General features: G+C 33.6%; 16 protein-coding genes and 1 pseudogene. 6 read left to right on the top strand and 11 right to left on the bottom strand.

From position 1 onward, the window contains the following. Window positions 1-18: 18 nt before the first annotated feature. Window positions 19-342, bottom strand: coding sequence for a DUF6660 family protein (locus tag BUC29_RS06140; protein ID WP_073414381.1), 324 nt, complete (start codon window positions 340-342; stop codon window positions 19-21). 268 nt (window positions 343-610) lie between these two features. Here BUC29_RS06140 and BUC29_RS06135 point away from each other — a divergent pair, with 268 nt between their 5' ends. Continuing rightward, window positions 611-1,732, top strand: a complete 1,122-nt coding sequence (locus BUC29_RS06135; protein WP_073414379.1) for a hypothetical protein — start codon at window positions 611-613, stop codon at window positions 1,730-1,732. An 11-nt stretch (window positions 1,733-1,743) separates the two neighbouring features. Further along, window positions 1,744-2,517 carry a porin family protein gene (locus BUC29_RS06130; protein WP_073414377.1) on the top strand — a complete coding sequence of 258 codons (774 nt, stop codon included), beginning with the start codon at window positions 1,744-1,746 and terminating at the stop codon, window positions 2,515-2,517. 1 nt (window position 2,518) lies between these two features. On the opposite strand, the gene BUC29_RS06125 is transcribed toward BUC29_RS06130, so the two are convergent. The 5 genes from BUC29_RS06125 to BUC29_RS06105 all read right to left on the bottom strand — a co-directional run bounded on the left by BUC29_RS06125 (window position 2,519) and on the right by BUC29_RS06105 (window position 9,173). Then, window positions 2,519-3,103 (bottom strand): chemotaxis protein CheB, encoded by a 585-nt coding sequence (locus tag BUC29_RS06125; RefSeq protein ID WP_073414375.1) that lies wholly within the window; start codon window positions 3,101-3,103, stop codon window positions 2,519-2,521. Further along, entirely contained in the window at window positions 3,085-3,894 is an 810-nt protein-coding gene (locus BUC29_RS06120; RefSeq protein ID WP_073414374.1) for a CheR family methyltransferase, read from the bottom strand. Before BUC29_RS06120 ends, BUC29_RS06125 begins: the two co-directional genes overlap by 19 nt. A 6-nt stretch (window positions 3,895-3,900) precedes the next feature. Beyond that, entirely contained in the window at window positions 3,901-4,266 is a 366-nt protein-coding gene (locus BUC29_RS06115; protein WP_073414371.1) for a response regulator, read from the bottom strand. 104 nt (window positions 4,267-4,370) lie between these two features. Beyond that, on the bottom strand, window positions 4,371-7,943 hold the full coding sequence (locus BUC29_RS06110; protein WP_073414368.1) for a response regulator: 3,573 nt from the start codon (window positions 7,941-7,943) through the stop codon (window positions 4,371-4,373). A 15-nt stretch (window positions 7,944-7,958) separates the two neighbouring features. Further along, the gene (locus tag BUC29_RS06105) at window positions 7,959-9,173 is read right to left on the bottom strand and encodes a hybrid sensor histidine kinase/response regulator (protein ID WP_073414366.1); all 1,215 of its coding nucleotides are present in this window, start codon (window positions 9,171-9,173) and stop codon (window positions 7,959-7,961) included. 373 nt (window positions 9,174-9,546) lie between these two features. Here BUC29_RS06105 and BUC29_RS06100 point away from each other — a divergent pair. Next, window positions 9,547-10,394 (top strand): annotated as a pseudogene (locus BUC29_RS06100) (SDR family oxidoreductase). A 70-nt stretch (window positions 10,395-10,464) separates the two neighbouring features. Next, complete coding sequence (locus tag BUC29_RS06095; RefSeq protein ID WP_073414364.1) at window positions 10,465-10,725, top strand: SemiSWEET family sugar transporter; 261 nt, start codon at window positions 10,465-10,467, stop codon at window positions 10,723-10,725. A gap of 172 nt (window positions 10,726-10,897) precedes the next feature. On the opposite strand, the gene BUC29_RS06090 is transcribed toward BUC29_RS06095, so the two are convergent. Together BUC29_RS06090 and BUC29_RS06085 are read right to left on the bottom strand one after the other, a co-directional pair. Further along, window positions 10,898-11,692 (bottom strand): hypothetical protein, encoded by a 795-nt coding sequence (locus tag BUC29_RS06090; RefSeq protein ID WP_073414915.1) that lies wholly within the window; start codon window positions 11,690-11,692, stop codon window positions 10,898-10,900. A gap of 322 nt (window positions 11,693-12,014) precedes the next feature. Next, a complete protein-coding gene (locus BUC29_RS06085) occupies window positions 12,015-12,353 on the bottom strand; it encodes a hypothetical protein (protein ID WP_073414362.1) in 339 nt (112 codons plus the stop codon). A gap of 226 nt (window positions 12,354-12,579) precedes the next feature. Here BUC29_RS06085 and BUC29_RS06080 point away from each other — a divergent pair, with 226 nt between their 5' ends. Next, entirely contained in the window at window positions 12,580-15,393 is a 2,814-nt protein-coding gene (locus tag BUC29_RS06080) for a PAS domain-containing protein (protein ID WP_073414360.1), read from the top strand. A 62-nt stretch (window positions 15,394-15,455) separates the two neighbouring features. Here the strand turns inward: BUC29_RS06080 and BUC29_RS06075 are convergent, their stop codons facing one another. After that, window positions 15,456-15,887, bottom strand: coding sequence for a response regulator (locus tag BUC29_RS06075; RefSeq protein WP_073414358.1), 432 nt, complete (start codon window positions 15,885-15,887; stop codon window positions 15,456-15,458). A gap of 212 nt (window positions 15,888-16,099) precedes the next feature. On the opposite strand from BUC29_RS06075, the gene BUC29_RS06070 reads away from it, so the two are divergent. Next, entirely contained in the window at window positions 16,100-16,600 is a 501-nt protein-coding gene (locus tag BUC29_RS06070; protein WP_073414356.1) for a pyridoxamine 5'-phosphate oxidase family protein, read from the top strand. 102 nt (window positions 16,601-16,702) lie between these two features. Here BUC29_RS06070 and BUC29_RS06065 read toward each other — a convergent pair whose 3' ends face one another. Beyond that, window positions 16,703-17,413, bottom strand: coding sequence for a DUF72 domain-containing protein (locus BUC29_RS06065; RefSeq protein WP_073414354.1), 711 nt, complete (start codon window positions 17,411-17,413; stop codon window positions 16,703-16,705). Beyond that, complete coding sequence (locus tag BUC29_RS06060; RefSeq protein ID WP_073414913.1) at window positions 17,410-18,141, bottom strand: DNA-formamidopyrimidine glycosylase family protein; 732 nt, start codon at window positions 18,139-18,141, stop codon at window positions 17,410-17,412. Before BUC29_RS06060 ends, BUC29_RS06065 begins: the two co-directional genes overlap by 4 nt. Window positions 18,142-18,202: the final 61 nt, after the last annotated feature.

Raw genomic sequence — 18,202 nt, 5'->3', positions numbered from 1 at the left:
GAAACTAGTCGGGAATCATTATGCTATTTGAGGTGGCTGCCAAATTTTTCCGCTGAAGTTTGAAATAAATACGGAATTATAACTTGGTAAAGAAATTGAAATTTGAGTATAAGCCGAAGGAAATTCGTAAGTTACAGTTGTCTGGTAACTTAAAACCTGTGCACCGCAGCAGTTGCAATTACAAAATGGAGAACATAAATCGTTTTGTTTGTCATGCGTATGATTATCTTCTGATGAAAACTGAGCCGTTTTATGCATAGCACTATTTACTTCCATATCTGCACAGGGCATATTTGAAAGTGCCATCAAATAAATTGACAATAAAACAGCGATCCATTTCATGATTTCAAAAATAATATTTTATTCTTTACAGTTTAAAAAAATATCACAAACCACTGATTTTAAACGCATTTATTTAAAAATAATTCTTACATAAAAGAAATTTTAGTTAACTTTAACATTAATTAACACCTATATCTTTACACAAAGTTCTTTTTAAAATCTTATTTCTATACACCCGTAAACAAAAGATAAGCCGAATTCTTACAGAATACATTAGTACATGTTTTATTTTATGCAGTTTTATTTTAATCAACTAATACTCTAATCAATGAAATGTAGAAAACTAATATCAGCCCTTTTTTTATTATTTAGTATTTCATTTTTCGGTCAGGTTTATACCGATAAAATAGTAGGACAAAAAAATCAGGAATTAAAAGACAGCCTTAAAGTAGTCGAATATCCATACGCTCTACCCATTTGGGGAGAAAAAGTTGCCCAAAAGGGATATCAGCTTCCTTATTCTGCAGGAATCTCTGTAAATTACTTTTGGCAGGATTCTGAAATTGTGATCAACGACTTGGAAGTTGGTTTTAATAATGGTCCAAAATTCAATTTAGACGAAATCGTACGTTTTGACAAATCTTCTGTTGAAGCCGGTGCTCTTACAATCCGCCCGGATATCTGGCTTCTTCCTTTTTTAAATATTTATGGCGTTTTTGGCAAGGCCAATACATCGACAAAAATTAATGCCGGAATCTGGATTCCGGATGCCGATAACAACTGGTCGCAAGCTGCGTCTTTTAGTACAAAGGCCAATTTTGATGCGACAACTTTTGGTTTGGGTATGACACCAACTATTGGTATTGGCGGCGGTTGGCTGGCGCTAGATATGAATATGGCATGGACAGATATTAGTTCTCTTGACAAACCTGCATTTTCGTATGTTTTTGGACCCAGGTTAGGAAAAACATTCAAGTTTCATAAACAAGATGAAAATATTGCTGTCTGGGTTGGCGGTTTTAGAGTTCATATCTCTGGAGATACCAATGGAAATATTGCTTTATCTGATATTTTTGATTTGAGCAACGCGCAGGCAAAAGTAGATAACGGATTGGCAAAAGTATCTGAAAATCAAGAAAAAGTAGATACGTGGTGGAATGGTTTAACTCCGGCACAGCAGGCAAATCCGGTAAATATAGCCAAACATAATACTGCAAATCGTGCTTTGGAAAGAGCCGGAACTTTTTTGACAAACTTAGATGGGGCATTAAGTACGGCTAACTCTTCTACGGTTCAGTATTCTCTTCAAAAAAGACCAAAAGATATGTGGAATTTTATTGTGGGTTCTCAATATCAATACAATAAACATATAATGTTTAGAGTCGAAGCCGGTTTCTTGGCGAGTCGTACACAAGTTTTGGGCGGCATTCAATATCGTTTTGGATTATAAAAACCTACTTTATGAAAAAAGGTTTTCTTTTACTCGTTTTTTTATTTTTTATAAATCAAATGGAATCACAGGTTTTGATTTCGCTAATTTTTGGAGATAAGCTGAATTCTCCTTTCTTAGAATTTGGTCTTGAAGGCGGAATTAATCTTTCTGATATTTCTAATATGGAAAGTTCGGGAATGAATCCCGGTTTTAATCTTGGGTTTTATTTTGATATAAGGTCTAAACAAAATCCGGCCTGGATGATTAATACCGGAGTAATTGTAAAATCTCCAATGGGTGCACGTCATATTCCTGTTTATTCCTTAGAAAATGAAAATCTGGATAACACTTTTGCGGGCGGAACTGTTAATCGCGAAATTCGGTATTTTAATGTGCCTATTTTAATCAAATATCAATTTAAAAATCGAATTTTCCTTAAAGCAGGACCTCAAGTTGGACTTTTGGCTTCGGCTTTTGATAAGTTTGAAAATGAAATCAATAAAAATGATGTTGTTTACAAAAACAAAATCAGAGACCAAATTAGGGTTATTGATGCCGGAGTTGTTTTTGGAACTGGTTATCATATGAATGTTGGAAACGGCTTAAATGTAACAATTCAATATTATTATGGATTAGTTCCTGTTATGAAAGGCGATGGACCAAATGTTTACAACAGATCTTTGTACTTAACAGCCGGAATTCCTATTGGAAAAGGAAAAGCTGCACAGCGGCGTGCCGAACAGGATGCCGAATTGAATAAGGTAATTCTTCCTGAGGAAGAAGCTCCAAAACCAAAAAAATAAATCAGGTATTTATCGAGTTGAGTAAATCTAATATTTCCTTATTATTTAAAACGTAATCCGGTGATGAAAATAATATCGCATTATTGGGCATAAAAGGCATATCTGCCGAAAGCGGATTTTGTACTACAATTGTTCCTCCGGCAGCTTTAATTGCTTTCAGTCCCTGGGTTCCGTCTGTATTTGAACCAGAAAACAAAATTCCAACTAGTGAATCTGTATAAACTTCTGCAGCAGATTCAAATGAAACATCTATGCTGGGACGGCTGTAATTGATTTTTTCGGATGTATCAAGGGCAAGAGTATCGTCTTTTTCAAATAATAAATGATAATTTGATGGTGCAACGTAAACAAACCCTGATTTTAAAATGGTTTTATCTTCTATTGCTTTTACAGGAATACTTGATTTTAATGTAATCAGCTCTTCCAGTGTTTGATCGTCAGTGCTTTTACGATGCACTACAATTACAATTGCAAAATTATTGAGTTTATTTAAAGATGGTAAAATCTGCATTAAAGCGTTTAAACTTCCTGCGGACCCTCCTATTATTACAACTTTACAGTTTACTATTATTTTATTTTCCTCCATATTTTCTCTTTTTCATACTGTTTGTATTTACCCGGAGAAATAGAATATTTTATAGTTTCTTTGGTTCCTAAGGCCAAAAATCCTAAAACAGCTAAACTTTCATCAAATAAATTAATGACTCTTTTTTGAAGTTCATTATCAAAATAGATCAAAACATTGCGGCACAAAATCATATCAAATTCATTAAATGATGTGTCAGAAACAAGATTATGCTGCGAATACACCATTTTCTGCGACAGTTCATCATTAAATTTTGCAATGCCGTAATTGGCAGTATAATAACGTGAAAAGTCTTCCTGACCGCCTGCATCACGATAATTTTGTGAATATTCTTTCATCATTTTCAGCGGGAAAATACCTTTTTTTGCCGTTTCCAGTACGGTTGCATTAATATCTGTTGCATAAATGAGAGATTTATGCAGTAATCCGGCTTCTTTTAGCATTATGGCCATAGAATACACTTCTTCGCCTGTAGAACAGCCCGCATGCCATAACCTTATAAAAGGTTTTGTGCCCAATAATGGTAATATTTCTTTTCGTAAAATGTTATAAAATGATGGGTCGCGAAACATCTCGGTAACATTTACCGTTATTTCGTCGACCATTCTTTTATAATATTCAGGGTCTGTTCGCACTTTTGAAAGAAAGTCATGAAAATGAGTAAATCCGTCTAGCTGATAAACTCTGTATACACGTCTTTTTAGTGATGCTCTCGAATAACTTCCAAAATCGAAACCGTAATATTCATAAACTTCATTGATAAGTGTTTCCAGCTCAATATCCTCAATCATAATTCATTAAATTTTGCTTAAAATAAGCAGTAACTTATCAACATCTACCGGTTTAGAAATATATTCGTCTGCTCCGGCTTCTAAACATTTTTCTTTATCGCCTGCCATTGCCTGGGCTGTAAGCGCTATAACAAAAGTCGATTTTCTTGACGGAATCGCTTTTATTAATGGAATTGCCTCATAACCATCCATTTCCGGCATCATCATATCTAGTAAAACTGCATCAATTTTTTCGTCAGATTTTAAAAGTTTTAAAGCTTCTTCGGCACTTGTACAGGACAAACAATCGTATGATCTGACACGGAGTGTATGTACTAATGCGAATATATTTCTGGAATCGTCATCTACAATTAAAAGTCGTTTATTACTCATATTGTTTTATATGTTTTTTTGCCTCAGATTCCAATTGTTAAATAATTAAAACTTTAATCTTTGAATCTTCCGGCTAAGCTATTTTTTATTTTTTGTCAGTACTATTAAACCTTATCATAAAGCCAAACTCGAAGCAGCGACAACAGCTGGTCTACATCTACCGGTTTTGTAATATAATCTGATGCTCCGGCTTTTATACATTTTTCTCTATCACCCGTCATGGCTTTTGCTGTTACGGCAATGAGAGGTAAGTTTAAAAACTTAGGATTGGCTCGTATTTTTTCGGCTGTTTCATAACCGTCCATGTGCGGCATCATCATGTCTAACAAAACAATATCGGTATCCGGGTTTTCATCTAAAACTTTAATAGCGTCATTTCCGTCAAAAGCAGTAATGATTGACATTTTAAAAACTTCTAAAGCTTTTGTAAGCGAATAAATATTACGAACGTCATCATCAACAATAAGCACTTTTTTATCGTGCAGGATATTATTTAGTAAATTTAGCTTTTTATGTCCGTCTTTTTTGTCTTTTCCTTCTTTTTTGTCTTCAACTAAATGCAGAAACAGCGAAACCTCGTCTAACATTCTTTGGTATGAATGCGCTGTTTTTACAATAATTGAATCGGCATATTTCTTAATTTTTACTTCTTCTTTTAGCGAAAGACTTTTTCCTGTAAAGACAATTACCGGAAGTTTTTCTAATCCCGGATTTTTCTTTACTCCGTCAAGAATCTGGTACGCTTGTTTGTCCGGAATTCCCATATCAAGAATTACGCAGTCAACTTCTGTTTTGTTTAATGCCTGAATTCCTTCCGAAACTTCGCTTTTTATTTCAGAATTGATATTGTACGTTTCTAAGAAATATGCCAGCGCTTTTGCATGTTTCGGGTTGTCCTCGATAATTAAAACTTTTTGAGCTTCTTTATTGATAATGTGCTCTATTCGTAAAAATACATCCGGAATTTTATCAAATGCTACCGGTTTGTCTAAGAAATCTACAGCTCCTTTTAATAAACTTTCCTGCTTTAATTTATGAGAAGACATTATATGAACCGGAATATGTTTGGTTTCGTTGTGGTTTTTTAGTTCTTCAAGAACTTCCCATCCGCTTTTTACAGGAAGTTCTATGTCTAATAAAACTCCAACCGGTTTATAAAGCAGTGTAAAGTTTAATGCATAATCACCTCGCACTGCAACGATTCCTTTATAACCTTTTTGACGGGTAAATGATAAAAGTGATTTTGCAAAATTAATATCGTCTTCAACAATTAAAATTACTTTATCGCCCTCTTTTACAATGCTTCTGTCGTCATCAATTTCATCTGGAATTACCGGACTTATGTATCTTTTTGATGGTTCTGTTGTTTCGGTTTCAGATTCTATTTCGACAAAATCTGTAGGAGGAATTTTATCAATACTTACTTTTTGACTAATTGAACCAAATACAGGAAGACATAATGTAAAGGTACTTCCTTCGTTTACTTTACTATGCAGGATAATTTCTCCTCTAAGTAATTTTGCAAGTTCCCTGCTTATTGAAAGTCCTAAACCAGTTCCGCCATATTTACGTTTTGTAGAACCGTCGGCTTGTTGAAATGCTTCAAAAACAAGCGGCTGTTTTTCTAACGGAATTCCGATTCCGGTATCTTTTACAATAAAGCAAATAATTTTATCATCATCGGTATTAACTTTGATTTCAAGTGTAACTTTTCCTTTTTCTGTAAATTTAATAGCATTAGAAATCAGGTTTTTCAAAATTTGTTCTAAACGCATTTTGTCAGTTTTAATAACAATTGGCGCTTCTTTAGAAATTATTTCAAACTCAATTCCTTTTTCTTTTGCAACTAAATTAAAGAGATTCCAAAGTGTATCTGTGATTTCTTTTGTCGAAATATCAAGGAATTCCAACTCCATTTTTCCGGCTTCAATTTTAGATAAATCCAGAATTTCATCGATTAATCCTAATAAACTGTTTCCGGAACTCTGAATCACTTTGGCAAACTCAACTTCTTCATTGTTCATGCTTTTATTGTTGTTTTCAGATAACAATCGGCTTAAAAGCAAAATCGAGTTGAGAGGCGTTCTTAATTCATGCGACATATTTGCCAAAAACTCTGATTTGTAACGTGTTGTTAATTCCAGAGCTTCGGATTTTTTCTGGATTTCATTATTTTTTTCTTCCAGTAAAACACTTCTTTCAGAAAGTTCTTCATTGGTTTGCTCCAATTCTTCCTGCTGCACTCTCAATTCTTCTTCAGAAGCCTGCAGTTTTTCAGTCTGTGCTTCTAATTCGGCATTAATGGCTTCCAGTTCGCTATGCTGCTGCTGAAGTTCTTCAGACTGCGATTTAGTTTCTTCCAGCAGTTCCATTACTCGTTTACGGTTTTGAGTAGATTTAACTGCAATTCCGATATTATTTCCAACAGTTTTTAGAAATTCAAGATGCAGTTCAGAAAATCCATAAATACTTGCCAATTCAATTGCACCTTCAATTCGGTTATCAATTAATGGAAAAGCCACGATATGAGTAGGTTTTACCTGGCCTAAAGCATAATTAATCTGAATATCATCCGGAGATAATGATTTTAATTCTAATAATTTTCCAGATGCAATTGCCTGACCTATTAAACCTTCGCCTTTTTGGATTCTTTCGCGGTTTTTGTTCGGTATATAGCTATATCCTCCCGAAGAAATAAGTTCATTTTCTTCAATAATATAAAAAACTCCGGCGCTGCTGTTTGTATACTGGCACAAGAATTCGATAACATCTTTTGATAATTTCTGCAAAGCTTTATCGCCAAGCATTACATTATTTAACTCAGCAATTCCTGTTTGAAGCCATTCTTTCTGCGAAAGCAGCTCAAAAGAATTTTTGAGAGAAACTCCCATTATATTTAACGATTCTCCTACGCTTCCAAGTGCATCGGCTTTTGTATCATCTACACGAATGTCATAGTTTCCTTTTGAAATATTATTTGCAATCGTACTGATAGCTTCGATTCTCTGTGCAGTTTCTATATCTTTTTTCTCCAGCTCTCTCTGCAGTGCAGAACGCTCGTTATAATCTTTTAAAATACGAATTAAGAAAACTATCGAAATAATAAAAGCAATAATAAAAGCAACAATAATTAAAATCAAACTATACGTTCCGTAACGTTCAGAATTTTCGTTGCGCTCCTGCAAAAGTTTTTGTTCTGTATTTTCTATTCTTTTAATAAGTGCACGCATGTCGTTCATCATTAATCTTCCTTCATTTAGGTCGAAGATTAAAGTTTCCTTGCTTAAACGCTTTTTTACGATTTGATTATTAAGGTATTTAAAGAAAGCAGAACGCTTGGCAGTTAACTCTGTTAAAAGCTTTTGCTGCGAAGGGTTATCAATTGTAAGTTCTTCAAGCTTTTCAAAATAGTTATTTGATCTTGCTTCAGACTCATTAAATCGGTCTGCAAATTGTTCATCTCCGGTTAAAAGATACCCCCGCATGCTGGTTTGGGCTTCTGTTATAATAGCCGAACCTTCATTTAAATTATAAATAACATCCTGAGTATGATTTACCCAAAAATTACTGTTTAATAAGCTTTTAATGCTGATAAAGGAAGCAACAGAACTAATTGTCAGCACTAATAATGAAACTAATGAACTAATTAGCAGATTTCTTTTAAAGTTACCATTCATATTTTTAATTTGTATTTATTCGTATTTTAAGGGAAGAACAATAATAAAACTAGCACCTTTACCTACTTCACTTTTGGCGGTGATTAATCCGTTGTGTTTTTCGATGATTTTTTTGGCGATTGCCAGGCCAATTCCGGTTCCTTCATAAGTCTGCCTGTCATTTAAACTTTGGAAAATGATAAAGATTCTGTCCAGATAAATTTCATCAAAACCAATTCCGTTATCTTTTACAATAATCCTGCAGTATTTGCCTTCCGGAGAAGTTGGACTGTCAAAAGATTTTTCGACAATTAATTCAGATGTAATTTCGATTACCGGCTGCTCACTGGCACCAGAAAACTTAAGCGCATTTCCAATTAAATTCTGAAAAACCTGCCTAAGCTGGCTCGGTATACTGTCTATTGTGGGAAGTTCTGTAGTTTTTACAATGGCATTTTTTCTTTCAATTAAATAATCAAAATCCGAAAGAACTTCCTGTAAAACAATATTCAAATCGGTAATTTCAGGTTTAACCTGCGCCGATAAACGTGAATAAGCCAGAAGATCTGTAATAAGTGTCTGCATTCTTTCTGCAGATTTTATTGTTCTGTCTACATAATCAATTCCTTTTTCGTCATCTTTTAAGTAAAGCTCTTTAATTATTTTAATAAATATCTGGATTTTGCGTATTGGTTCATTCAAATCGTGCGAAACCACCCAGGCAAACTGCTGTAACTCGTGGTTTTTCATCTCCAATTCTTCGTTTTTCAAAACCAGTTCTTTGGTTCTTTCTGCGATTTTAATTTCGAGATTATCCTGTGCTTCTTTTCTAATTTTAATTTCTTTAGAAAGAAGTTCTTTGGTAACTTTTAATTCGTTTTGCTGTTCGTAAATTTTAAGGAATGTTTTTACCTTCAGCATCAGCAAATCAGTATCGACAGGCTTTGTGATATATTCTACTGCACCGGTTTCGTATCCTTTAAAAATGTATTTTTTTTCAATATTTAAAGCCGAAAGAAAAATTACAGGAATATCTTTTGTTCGCTGGTTTCCCGAAAGGATTTTAACAACTTCAAAACCGTCAAGTCCGGGCATCTGAACATCCATTATAATAAGACAATACGTAGTCTTTAATATTTTTTTCAGGGCCTCTTCACCAGATTCTGCTGTATCGACTTCAATATCATGCAGTTCTAATGTTTTCTTTAAAGCAATAATATTTGCCTTAATGTCATCGACAATTAATACCATGCTGTTATGGGGAATAAAGCGTTATTTACTAAAAAAAATTGGTTCATGGTTAGGTAGATAATCTTATTTCAAACTTCAAAAATTATTTAAAACAAAAGTTGGTCAAACTTTCAAATTTATAGAATTAAGATGCAATGCTATTGTATTCAAAATAGAAATCGTTACATAATTCCCATGTCGTGTTATAAAATCTGATTGAATTTATGAAAATCAACAAATTAAAAAAGGAAGAATTTAAAATACGACAAAACAAAATATAGCTTTTTTCTTTCTTTTCAATTTTATTGAGGCAATCTAAAATTTATTACAGTCTTTATTTCCTTTTTTGATAAAGTAATTTTAGTATTAAAATCAATATTATAAATTACTTGTTATGAAAAAACCTAAAACATTTCCGGAGCAGAAACAAGAACTTCCGGGAAACGAACATAAAATGAATCCCGAACCAGAAATTATAAGAGAAAACTATACCGGAAGCGGAAAGCTTTTGGGCAAAACGGCTTTTATAACTGGTGGTGACAGCGGAATTGGCCGAAGTGCTGCTGTACATTTTGCACGTGAAGGCGCCAATATTGCAATTGTGTATCTAAAAGAAGATAAAGATGCCAAGGAAACCAAAGCCCTTATTGAAAAAGAAGGTCAGCAATGTCTCCTTATAAGTGGTGATTTAACAGATGAAAATTCTGTAAAACTGCAGTTAAAAAATGCATCACAACTTTTAAAACTATAAATGTTTTAGTAAATAATGCTGCTGTACAATTTCCACAATCTGAATTGGAAAAAATTACCGCATCACAATTGCATAAAACATTTGAAACCAATATTTATCCGTATTTCTATATTACAAAAGCGGCACTTCCGTACTTAAATGAAGGCGATGCTATTATAAACACAAGCTCTGTAACAGCTTACCGCGGAAGTGAACATCTCGCAGATTATGCAAGTACAAAAGGCGCAATTGTTAGTTTTACAAGGTCTTTGTCGTCTATGCTTGCCAAAAGAAAAATCAGGGTAAACGGTGTTGCACCCGGACCAATATGGACACCTTTGATTGTAGCGAGTTTTGATAAAGTTTCAGATTTCGGAAAAGATAACCCGATGGAAAGAGCCGGACAGCCATCAGAAGTTGGCCCTGCTTATGTTTTCCTTGCTTGCGAAGACAGCAGCTATATTACCGGGCAATTTATTCATATAAACGGTGGAGAATTAGTGGGCGGCTGAGTTTTTTAGTATTTGTATTGAAAAAAAAACTTAGTCCTTACCCTCTCATAACCTTAGAACCTTATAAAAAATGAATTACATCGACATCATAGGATTATTTGCGGGAACCTGCATTACGATATCGACAATTCCGCAGATTGCGAAAGTCTGGAAAAGTAAAAAAGTAAAAGATATTTCGCTTAAAACCTTTAGTATCCTGACTTTTGGTATCGCAGTTTGGATTGTTTACGGGATTCTAAAAAAGGATCTTGCCATCATAGTCACCAATAGCGTTTCACTATGTCTAAATCTAATTATGGTTTATTTTATTATTTATTATGAAAAAGAATGATTTTTTGGAGGTGTTAAGGTTCTGAGATTTTGAGATTTATTAGACCGTTCTTTTATAAAAACCAAGGTGAAAGAGAATCTGTGAACCATAAATCCCAGCAGCTTAAAATAAAAAAACAGCTTCTTTAGGAAAAGCTGTTTTTTTCGTAATAGTAGTTAATATATAATGCTTCTTAGCTAGCTAATTTTTGATTGTATGGTTTAAATGAAAAATGGTATTTTGCTCTAAAATGTCTCGCTGCAGCCAGGATTTCAGAAAAATTCATAGCCGAAATTCGTTTAATTTCATTAATTGGTTTCATTGCAAGATTTACAACAGGATCAAATGTTTTTAAGTAATTAAAACTATGCTGCTCTACTTCTATCTCAACAATATTTTTTAATATGCTTTTTTTAAGAAGCGTACCAACAATTCCGGTTTGCGGCACTGTTTTAAATTCATTTATTTTTTCTGAAATTCTGGAATTTCCTTTTCCAACATAAATATAATTTCCAGAATCGTTTGTAAAGCGTTGTTTTACCTGCGAAGCTAATTCAGAATTTTTATTTTCGATTGTTGGCATTCCTAATAAAGTAAACTGAATGCGTTTATGACTTTCAAAATATAAGACGCTATTTATGACTGAAGAATTGCTCAAAACTGCCGATTGGTTTTTGCTCAAAAGCTTTTTTTCGCCATTTGCCCCAAAACTGTGGCTTACATTTCCGTTTTCGCAATAAACAAAAAATACAGGTGCCGTTTTAAATGATTCGATACTTAAACTCACTTCCTGATGAAATTCAAGATCAAAATGCATAAACAAAACTTTGTCATCAAAGCGGGTTCCTTTTATAGAACCTCTAGTCCATTTTGATTTTATTTCCAAATTATATTCATTGTCTTTGGCTGTTAATTCGCCGCTAAAACTATCTTTTAGATCATTAAAAACGGCATCAAATCCTCCAGTATTTATGTAAAGTTTTTTCATTTTGCTTTGGTTTTTAGAAAGTAATTTGTATTTATTTACGTACAAAATAACCTTTTGGTTTTTCTTCATTTTCTATAATCCAAATTTCGTACTAATTACAAATCAAAACCTTATACAATTTCAATCAGAAATTTCATAATTTTTATACTAAGGTTCTAAGATGCTCAGATACTAAGGTTCTAAGGTTTATGTATACAGATTAAAAAGACTTAGCATCTTCGCACCTCAGAACCTTAGCACCTAAAAAAGAAAAAACAGCTGCTCCAGAATAAATCTGGAACAACTGCTCCTCAGCAAAATAAAAATACTTATCTATTTTATTTTAGGTAAGTTCGCTAATATCTGCATTTTTTGAATAGTTCTTTTTCGGAATATCTTTAAAGAATTCTGCTTCTTCAAGATCTGCTGTAGGACCATATCCTAATAGATGAGTTCCTTTTTGTTGATCTTTTGTTTCGATAATGTATAAAATTGACATATCATCCGGATCGCTCATTCCTTCATAACGATGATGGGCTACAATATAGATTTCGTCGGGTTGATATGCATATTTTGTATCCGAATCTATCAGGCAGCCATTTTCAAATAAATAATTTTTTGTATAGCCTTCGTCCTGATATTTCTTTATATAGTCGGTTTCGTGTTTTTGTTCCTTTTTCATGGTGCATTATTTTGAGATTAGTCGTGTAATCTTTGTTAATTCAAATTTCACTATTAAAATCAATGAAAATTAACTCAAATGATTTTAATGTTAGCTCATTCAAAAAAGGAAAAAACAAATCAAAATTAATTTTTATAATTTTAAACTTGATTCAAAATATGTACAATTAAGTACTATATTTATTACAGAATATTATTGTTTCGACTAAAACAAAAAGCAAATTTTAATGAGCAATACAAATCATGATTTCCTGTCAAAAGGAGGCGAAATGGGTGCTTTAATACGTGCAAAAGACTGGAGCAAAACGCCTCTTGGTCCCGTCGATACATGGCCGCAGAGTCTTCGTACTACTTTAGGAATTCTTTTAAATTCAAAATTCCCAATGTTTCTGTTCTGGGGACCAGAACATATATGTTTTTATAATGATGCTTACCGTCCAAGCCTTGGAGACGATGGTAAACATCCCGATATATTAGGTCAAAAAGGTGCTGAATACTGGTCGGAAATCTGGCATTTTATAGGTCCGCTGATTGATCAGGTTTTAACTGAAGGCGAAGCTTCATGGCACGAAGATTTACTGCTTCCTATTTACAGAAATGGAAAAATTGAAGATGTTTACTGGACTTTCAGTTATAGTCCGGTTATAGATAATGACGGAAAAATTTCCGGAGTTTTGGTTATTTGTTATGAAACAACAGACAAAGTAAACATTCGAAAAAATTTAGAAGAAAGCGAAAAACAATTTAAAAACATTGTAAAACAAGTTCCGCTTGGAATCGCCATTCTAAAAGGCGAAGAACTTCGAGTTGAAATGGCAAATAATACCTATCTGCAAATTATAGATAAAACCGAAGAACAAATTCTCAATAAATCTGTTTTTGAATATCTTCCTGAAGCAAAAGAAACTATTCTGCCTTTGCTTTTGGAGGTTTACGAAAATGGAATACCATATTTTTCAAATGAATTATTGGTGACTTTAAACCGATACGGAAAACAGGAAGACTGTTATTTCAATTTGGTTTTTCATCCTTTGAAAGAAGAAAATGGTATGGTTAGCGGCGTAATTGTTGTTGGTTATGAAGTAACAGAATCTGTCAGAGCAAAATATTATCTGGCAGAAAGCGAAAAAGCTTTTAGAAATCTGGTTACGCAGTCACCCATTGCTATGACGATTTTTAAAGGAAAAAATCATATCATAGAACTGGCTAATTTAACCATGCTTAATGATATTTGGCAGAGAAAGCCCAGCGAAACTATTGGCAAACCTGCTCTGGAAGTGTTTCCCGAGCTCTTAGATCAAAAATATCCCGAACTTCTTAATGAGGTACTAAACAATGGCAAAACGATTCGTGAAAACGAATCTATTGCCTATATTGATATAAAGGGAAAATTACAGAAGTTTTATCTCGATTTTCAATACACACCTTTGTATGAAAAAAATGGCGAAATCTCATCGGTTATGATTACTGTAAATAATGTTACAGAAAAAGTCGAAGCCCGAAAAAAAGTCGAAGATGCCGAAGAACGGGCACGTCTGGCTTCTGAAATTGCCGAAATTGTAACCTGGCATTTAAATATTCCAACTCAGGAACTGATTTATTCTGATAATCTGCCGGAGCTGTTTGGTCTTCCCAAAAATATAAAAATCACCCGCCAGCAGGTTTTACAGCGCGTTTTGCAAGAAGATTTTGGAGCAATCGAAAAAGCTTACGAAATAGCTTTAAAAACCAATATATACAAATACGAAGTACGGGTTTTAAAACCAGACAATACTATTGCATGGATTCGGGTTCATGGCAAAATATTTTTCGACGAATTAAAAAATCCAATCAAAATGCTGGGAACTGTAATAGATATTACAGACGTAAAAAACCGGGAGGAAATTTTAATGAAAAGTGAAGAAAAATTCAGGGTTCTTGCCAATTCTATGCCTCAGTTTGTGTGGACAAGCGATGCTATGGGAAATCTTGATTATTTTAATCAGTCACTGTATGACTATACCGGACTTACTAAAGAAAATGTTGAAAAAAATGGGTGGCTGCAAGTTATACATCCGGATGACCGTGAAGAGAATATTAATCGCTGGATGGAGGCTGTTAAAACCGGCAATGAGTTTTTATTTGAGCATCGGTTTTTGCGCAATGACGGTAAATACCGCTGGCAGTTTAGCAGGGCAATACCGCAGAGGGATCCTGAAGGAAAAATTCAAATGTGGGTAGGTACTAGCTCTGATATTCAGGATCAAAGAGATTTTACAAACCTTCTGGAAAAACAAGTCCATGACCGAACTGAAGAGTTGGAAATAAAAAACCGCGACCTAATAAACATGAATATTGAGCTTCAGTCTTTTGCTTACATCTCGAGTCATGATTTACAGGAACCCCTTCGCAAAATTCAAACTTTTGCCAGTCGTTTAGCCGAATTAGATGATCAGAATATTTCGACGAAAGCCAAATCCTATTTAGAACGAATTGAATTTTCGGCAAAGAGAATGCAGACCCTTATACAGGATCTTCTCACCTATTCCCGAACCAATTCTGCCGAAAGAGTTTTTGTAAAAACCAATCTGGATGAAATTGTAGAAGAAGTTATTATGGATTTCTCTGAACGAATTGAAGAAAAAAATGCTGTAATAGATCTTCATCCTCTGGGAGAAGGAACTGTGATGCTTTTTCAGTTCAGACAGCTGCTGCATAATTTAATTGGAAATGCTTTAAAGTTCTCACGCAAAGATATTCCGCCGCATATTCAGGTCAAGGCACGCAGGGTTATAGGCCGAAAATTGAATTTTAAAGTCGATTATCCTGATAAGATTTATTTCTGTTTAAGAATTTCTGATAACGGAATTGGTTTTGATGAAAATTACAAAGAACGCATTTTTGAGGTTTTTCAGCGATTAAATACAGAAAGTGAATACTCAGGTACTGGAATTGGTTTAGCGATCGTTAAAAAGATCGTAGAGAACCACAAGGGCATAATCAAAGCACGTAGTGAAAAAGGTCAGGGAGCGACTTTTAAAATTTTCCTGCCTGAACTATAAAAAAACACCAAACTCATTTTAATAAATAAGTTTGGTGTTTCTTCTACTCACAATTTGAGTAATTATAATTTATATACAAAAGTTTTTCTGTCCGGTACAAATTCTTTCCAGTTAATGGTAAGCGAATGTTCGATTGATTTAATAATATCTTTCATTAAAACCGGCTTAGTTATAAAGAAATTAGCTCCTAAAGAGAGACATTTTTCAATAATACTGGGCTCATTTGAGGTTGAGAAAATAATTATCGGGATATCGCTGCTTTCTTTAGATCCTTTGAGTTCGTTTAAAACATCAAATCCATTTTTTCCCGGCATGTTCAGGTCTAAAAAAATAATACTGGGGGTTGGCGGCGGGTTATATACGGCATTTAAAAGCTTTTCTCCGCCTGAGTAAGTCTGCAGATTAATATCTTCTGACAATGACTCTACCGCGTCTGTAAATAAGCTTAAATCGTCTTCGTCGTCATCTGTGTAGAAGATTGTCCATTTTTTCATATGTTACTTGTAAAATCTGTTTTATTCAAAGATAGCATAAATTTAATGATTAAAAATTATCTGATTAAAAATTCTCACAAAAACCGTTAATTGAAATCTGATAATTTATAAATATAATTCTGTAAGCTATTCAGTTTTAAAAATCTCAATTTTGCTATAAGTGTGTTTTTAAACACTTTAAAACAAAATTTTAATTATAAAAATATATAGCCATGGGAGATCATAAAGACCTTACAGACGTATTAGCTGCCGACAAGATAAAAGAATTGGCAGAAAACATAAAAACATGCATGTTTTGCACTTACAACAGCGACAGACTGCAATCCCGACCTATGTCTGTTCAAAAAGTAGATGATTTGGGCAGGCTTTGGTTTTTATCAGACCGAAACAGCAGCCAAAATGCTGAAATTACATTAAATCCACAGGTTGAATTGTTCTTTTCTGAACCGCATGATAAGTTTTTGACTTTACACGGTACAGCTACAATTTCTTATGACAGAGAAACTATTGAAGAATTATACGATCCAATCGTAAAAGTATGGATGCCGGGCGGTAAGGACGATCCAAATTTAAGTGTTATAACCGTAACACCTGAAGATGGTTACTACTGGAACAACAAACACGGCAAAATGGTTGCAATTGCAAAAATGACTGCTGCATTTGTAACCGGAAAAGTTATGGATGACGGCATTGAAGGCAATTTGAAACTGTAGTTTTTTAAACCATAAAGTCCGCAAGGAAAATTGCAAAGCACACAAAGGAATTATATACCTTGTGAATCTTTCGTTGACCTTTGCGGACTTTGCGGTTAAATATCAAATCAGCTTTTTTAATTCCACCGCATTTAAAATTCCTGCTTCGCTGGCAGTATTATTAAAATATATAAATCCTGATTTTGAATTAGTTTCATCTTTTATATTAAGTAATTCTTGAAGTGAATAACCTGAATAAAACAACTTAGGAATTCCGTGCAGACGAATGTATACAAATGGAAATTGTTTAAAAATAGTCTGCGGTAAATTGGGATAACTTACACTGCAAAAAGTGATATTGTTTTCCAGAAAAGCATCCCAAACTTCCTGATTCCACCAGCTTATATGGCGAAACTCAATTACATTTTTAAATTTCAAGTCTAAACTGCTTATTATTTGCTTTAATCTTTCTGAAGTAAAAGAATAACTTGGAGGAAACTGAAAAAGCACACAAGCCAGCTTTTCTTTTAAACCATTTTCGCAGACATTATAAAATTCCGAAAGCAGATTTTCGCAGTCAATAAATTTCTTAAAATGAGTAATTTCTTTTGGTGCTTTTACCGAAAAAAGGAAATTTTCAGGAGCTTTATTGTACCAGTTTGTTAAGACTCTAAGTGTTGGAAACTTATAAAAGCTTCCGTTGAACTCATACGTGCTAAAGTGCTGGCTATAAAACTCAAACCACTTCGAGTATGACAGATTGTCAGGGTAAAAAATTCCCTTCCAATACCGGTTATTGTAACTCGAACATCCTATTAAAATTTCATTTTTCATATATGAAGCTGCTGGCAGTTAGTACAGAAAAAACTTCGACGGTTTTTCTTCCCTGTCGGTTTTTTTATTAAGGGTAAATTGCATCTTTTACATTCTTTTTTTGAATATGCCAGCCAATGTTTTTTGAGTTCGAATTTCTTCTTCCAGTATAAAAATTCAAAACTGTAAATAGAACATTCGGCTATTATTTCATCAATTTTTTCTGGTGGAATTTTCCCAACCAAAGATTCGGGATGAACAAAACATCGGTACAAAACTTCATTTTTAATAATATTCCCTACTCCCGAAAAAATATTTTGTTCTAAAACAGCATCACAAATCATTTCATCTGGAATTTTATCCAGGCTTTGTTTTGCCTTTTTAGGATTCCAGTTTTCATTTAAAACATCTTCGCTCCAGTCGTAATATTGGCTTACAGGACCTTCTAAAACCTTTACAGAACAGGTATAAAAATTGATTTCTCCATTTAAAAATCCTAAATGCAACCTTGGTGCAGTATCTTTTTTTTCATTAATTCTGTAAGTTCCAAACATCAGCATGTGGATTTTGATGGTAAAATCTTCAAAGCAAATCAAAAAGTGTTTTCCCCAGGTCTTAAAAGACAATATTGTTTTATCTCTTAAACGTTCGAGATCAATACTCGAATTTCCTGAAACTTCGATCACTTTTTTTCCTGCAAATTGTTGTACTTCTTCTTTTAAAATCAATATTGACGGACCTTCGGGCATAATTTTTTGTTTTAAATTAAAAAAGTGCAGTTTTAATCCTGCACTTTTTATCACTAATAAA

This window comes from Flavobacterium defluvii, from assembly GCF_900129555.1.
Taxonomy (GTDB): Bacteria; Bacteroidota; Bacteroidia; order Flavobacteriales; family Flavobacteriaceae; genus Flavobacterium; species Flavobacterium defluvii.
Note: the sequence above shows the minus strand (reverse complement) of the source record. Positions and strands in the feature narration are given on the sequence as shown.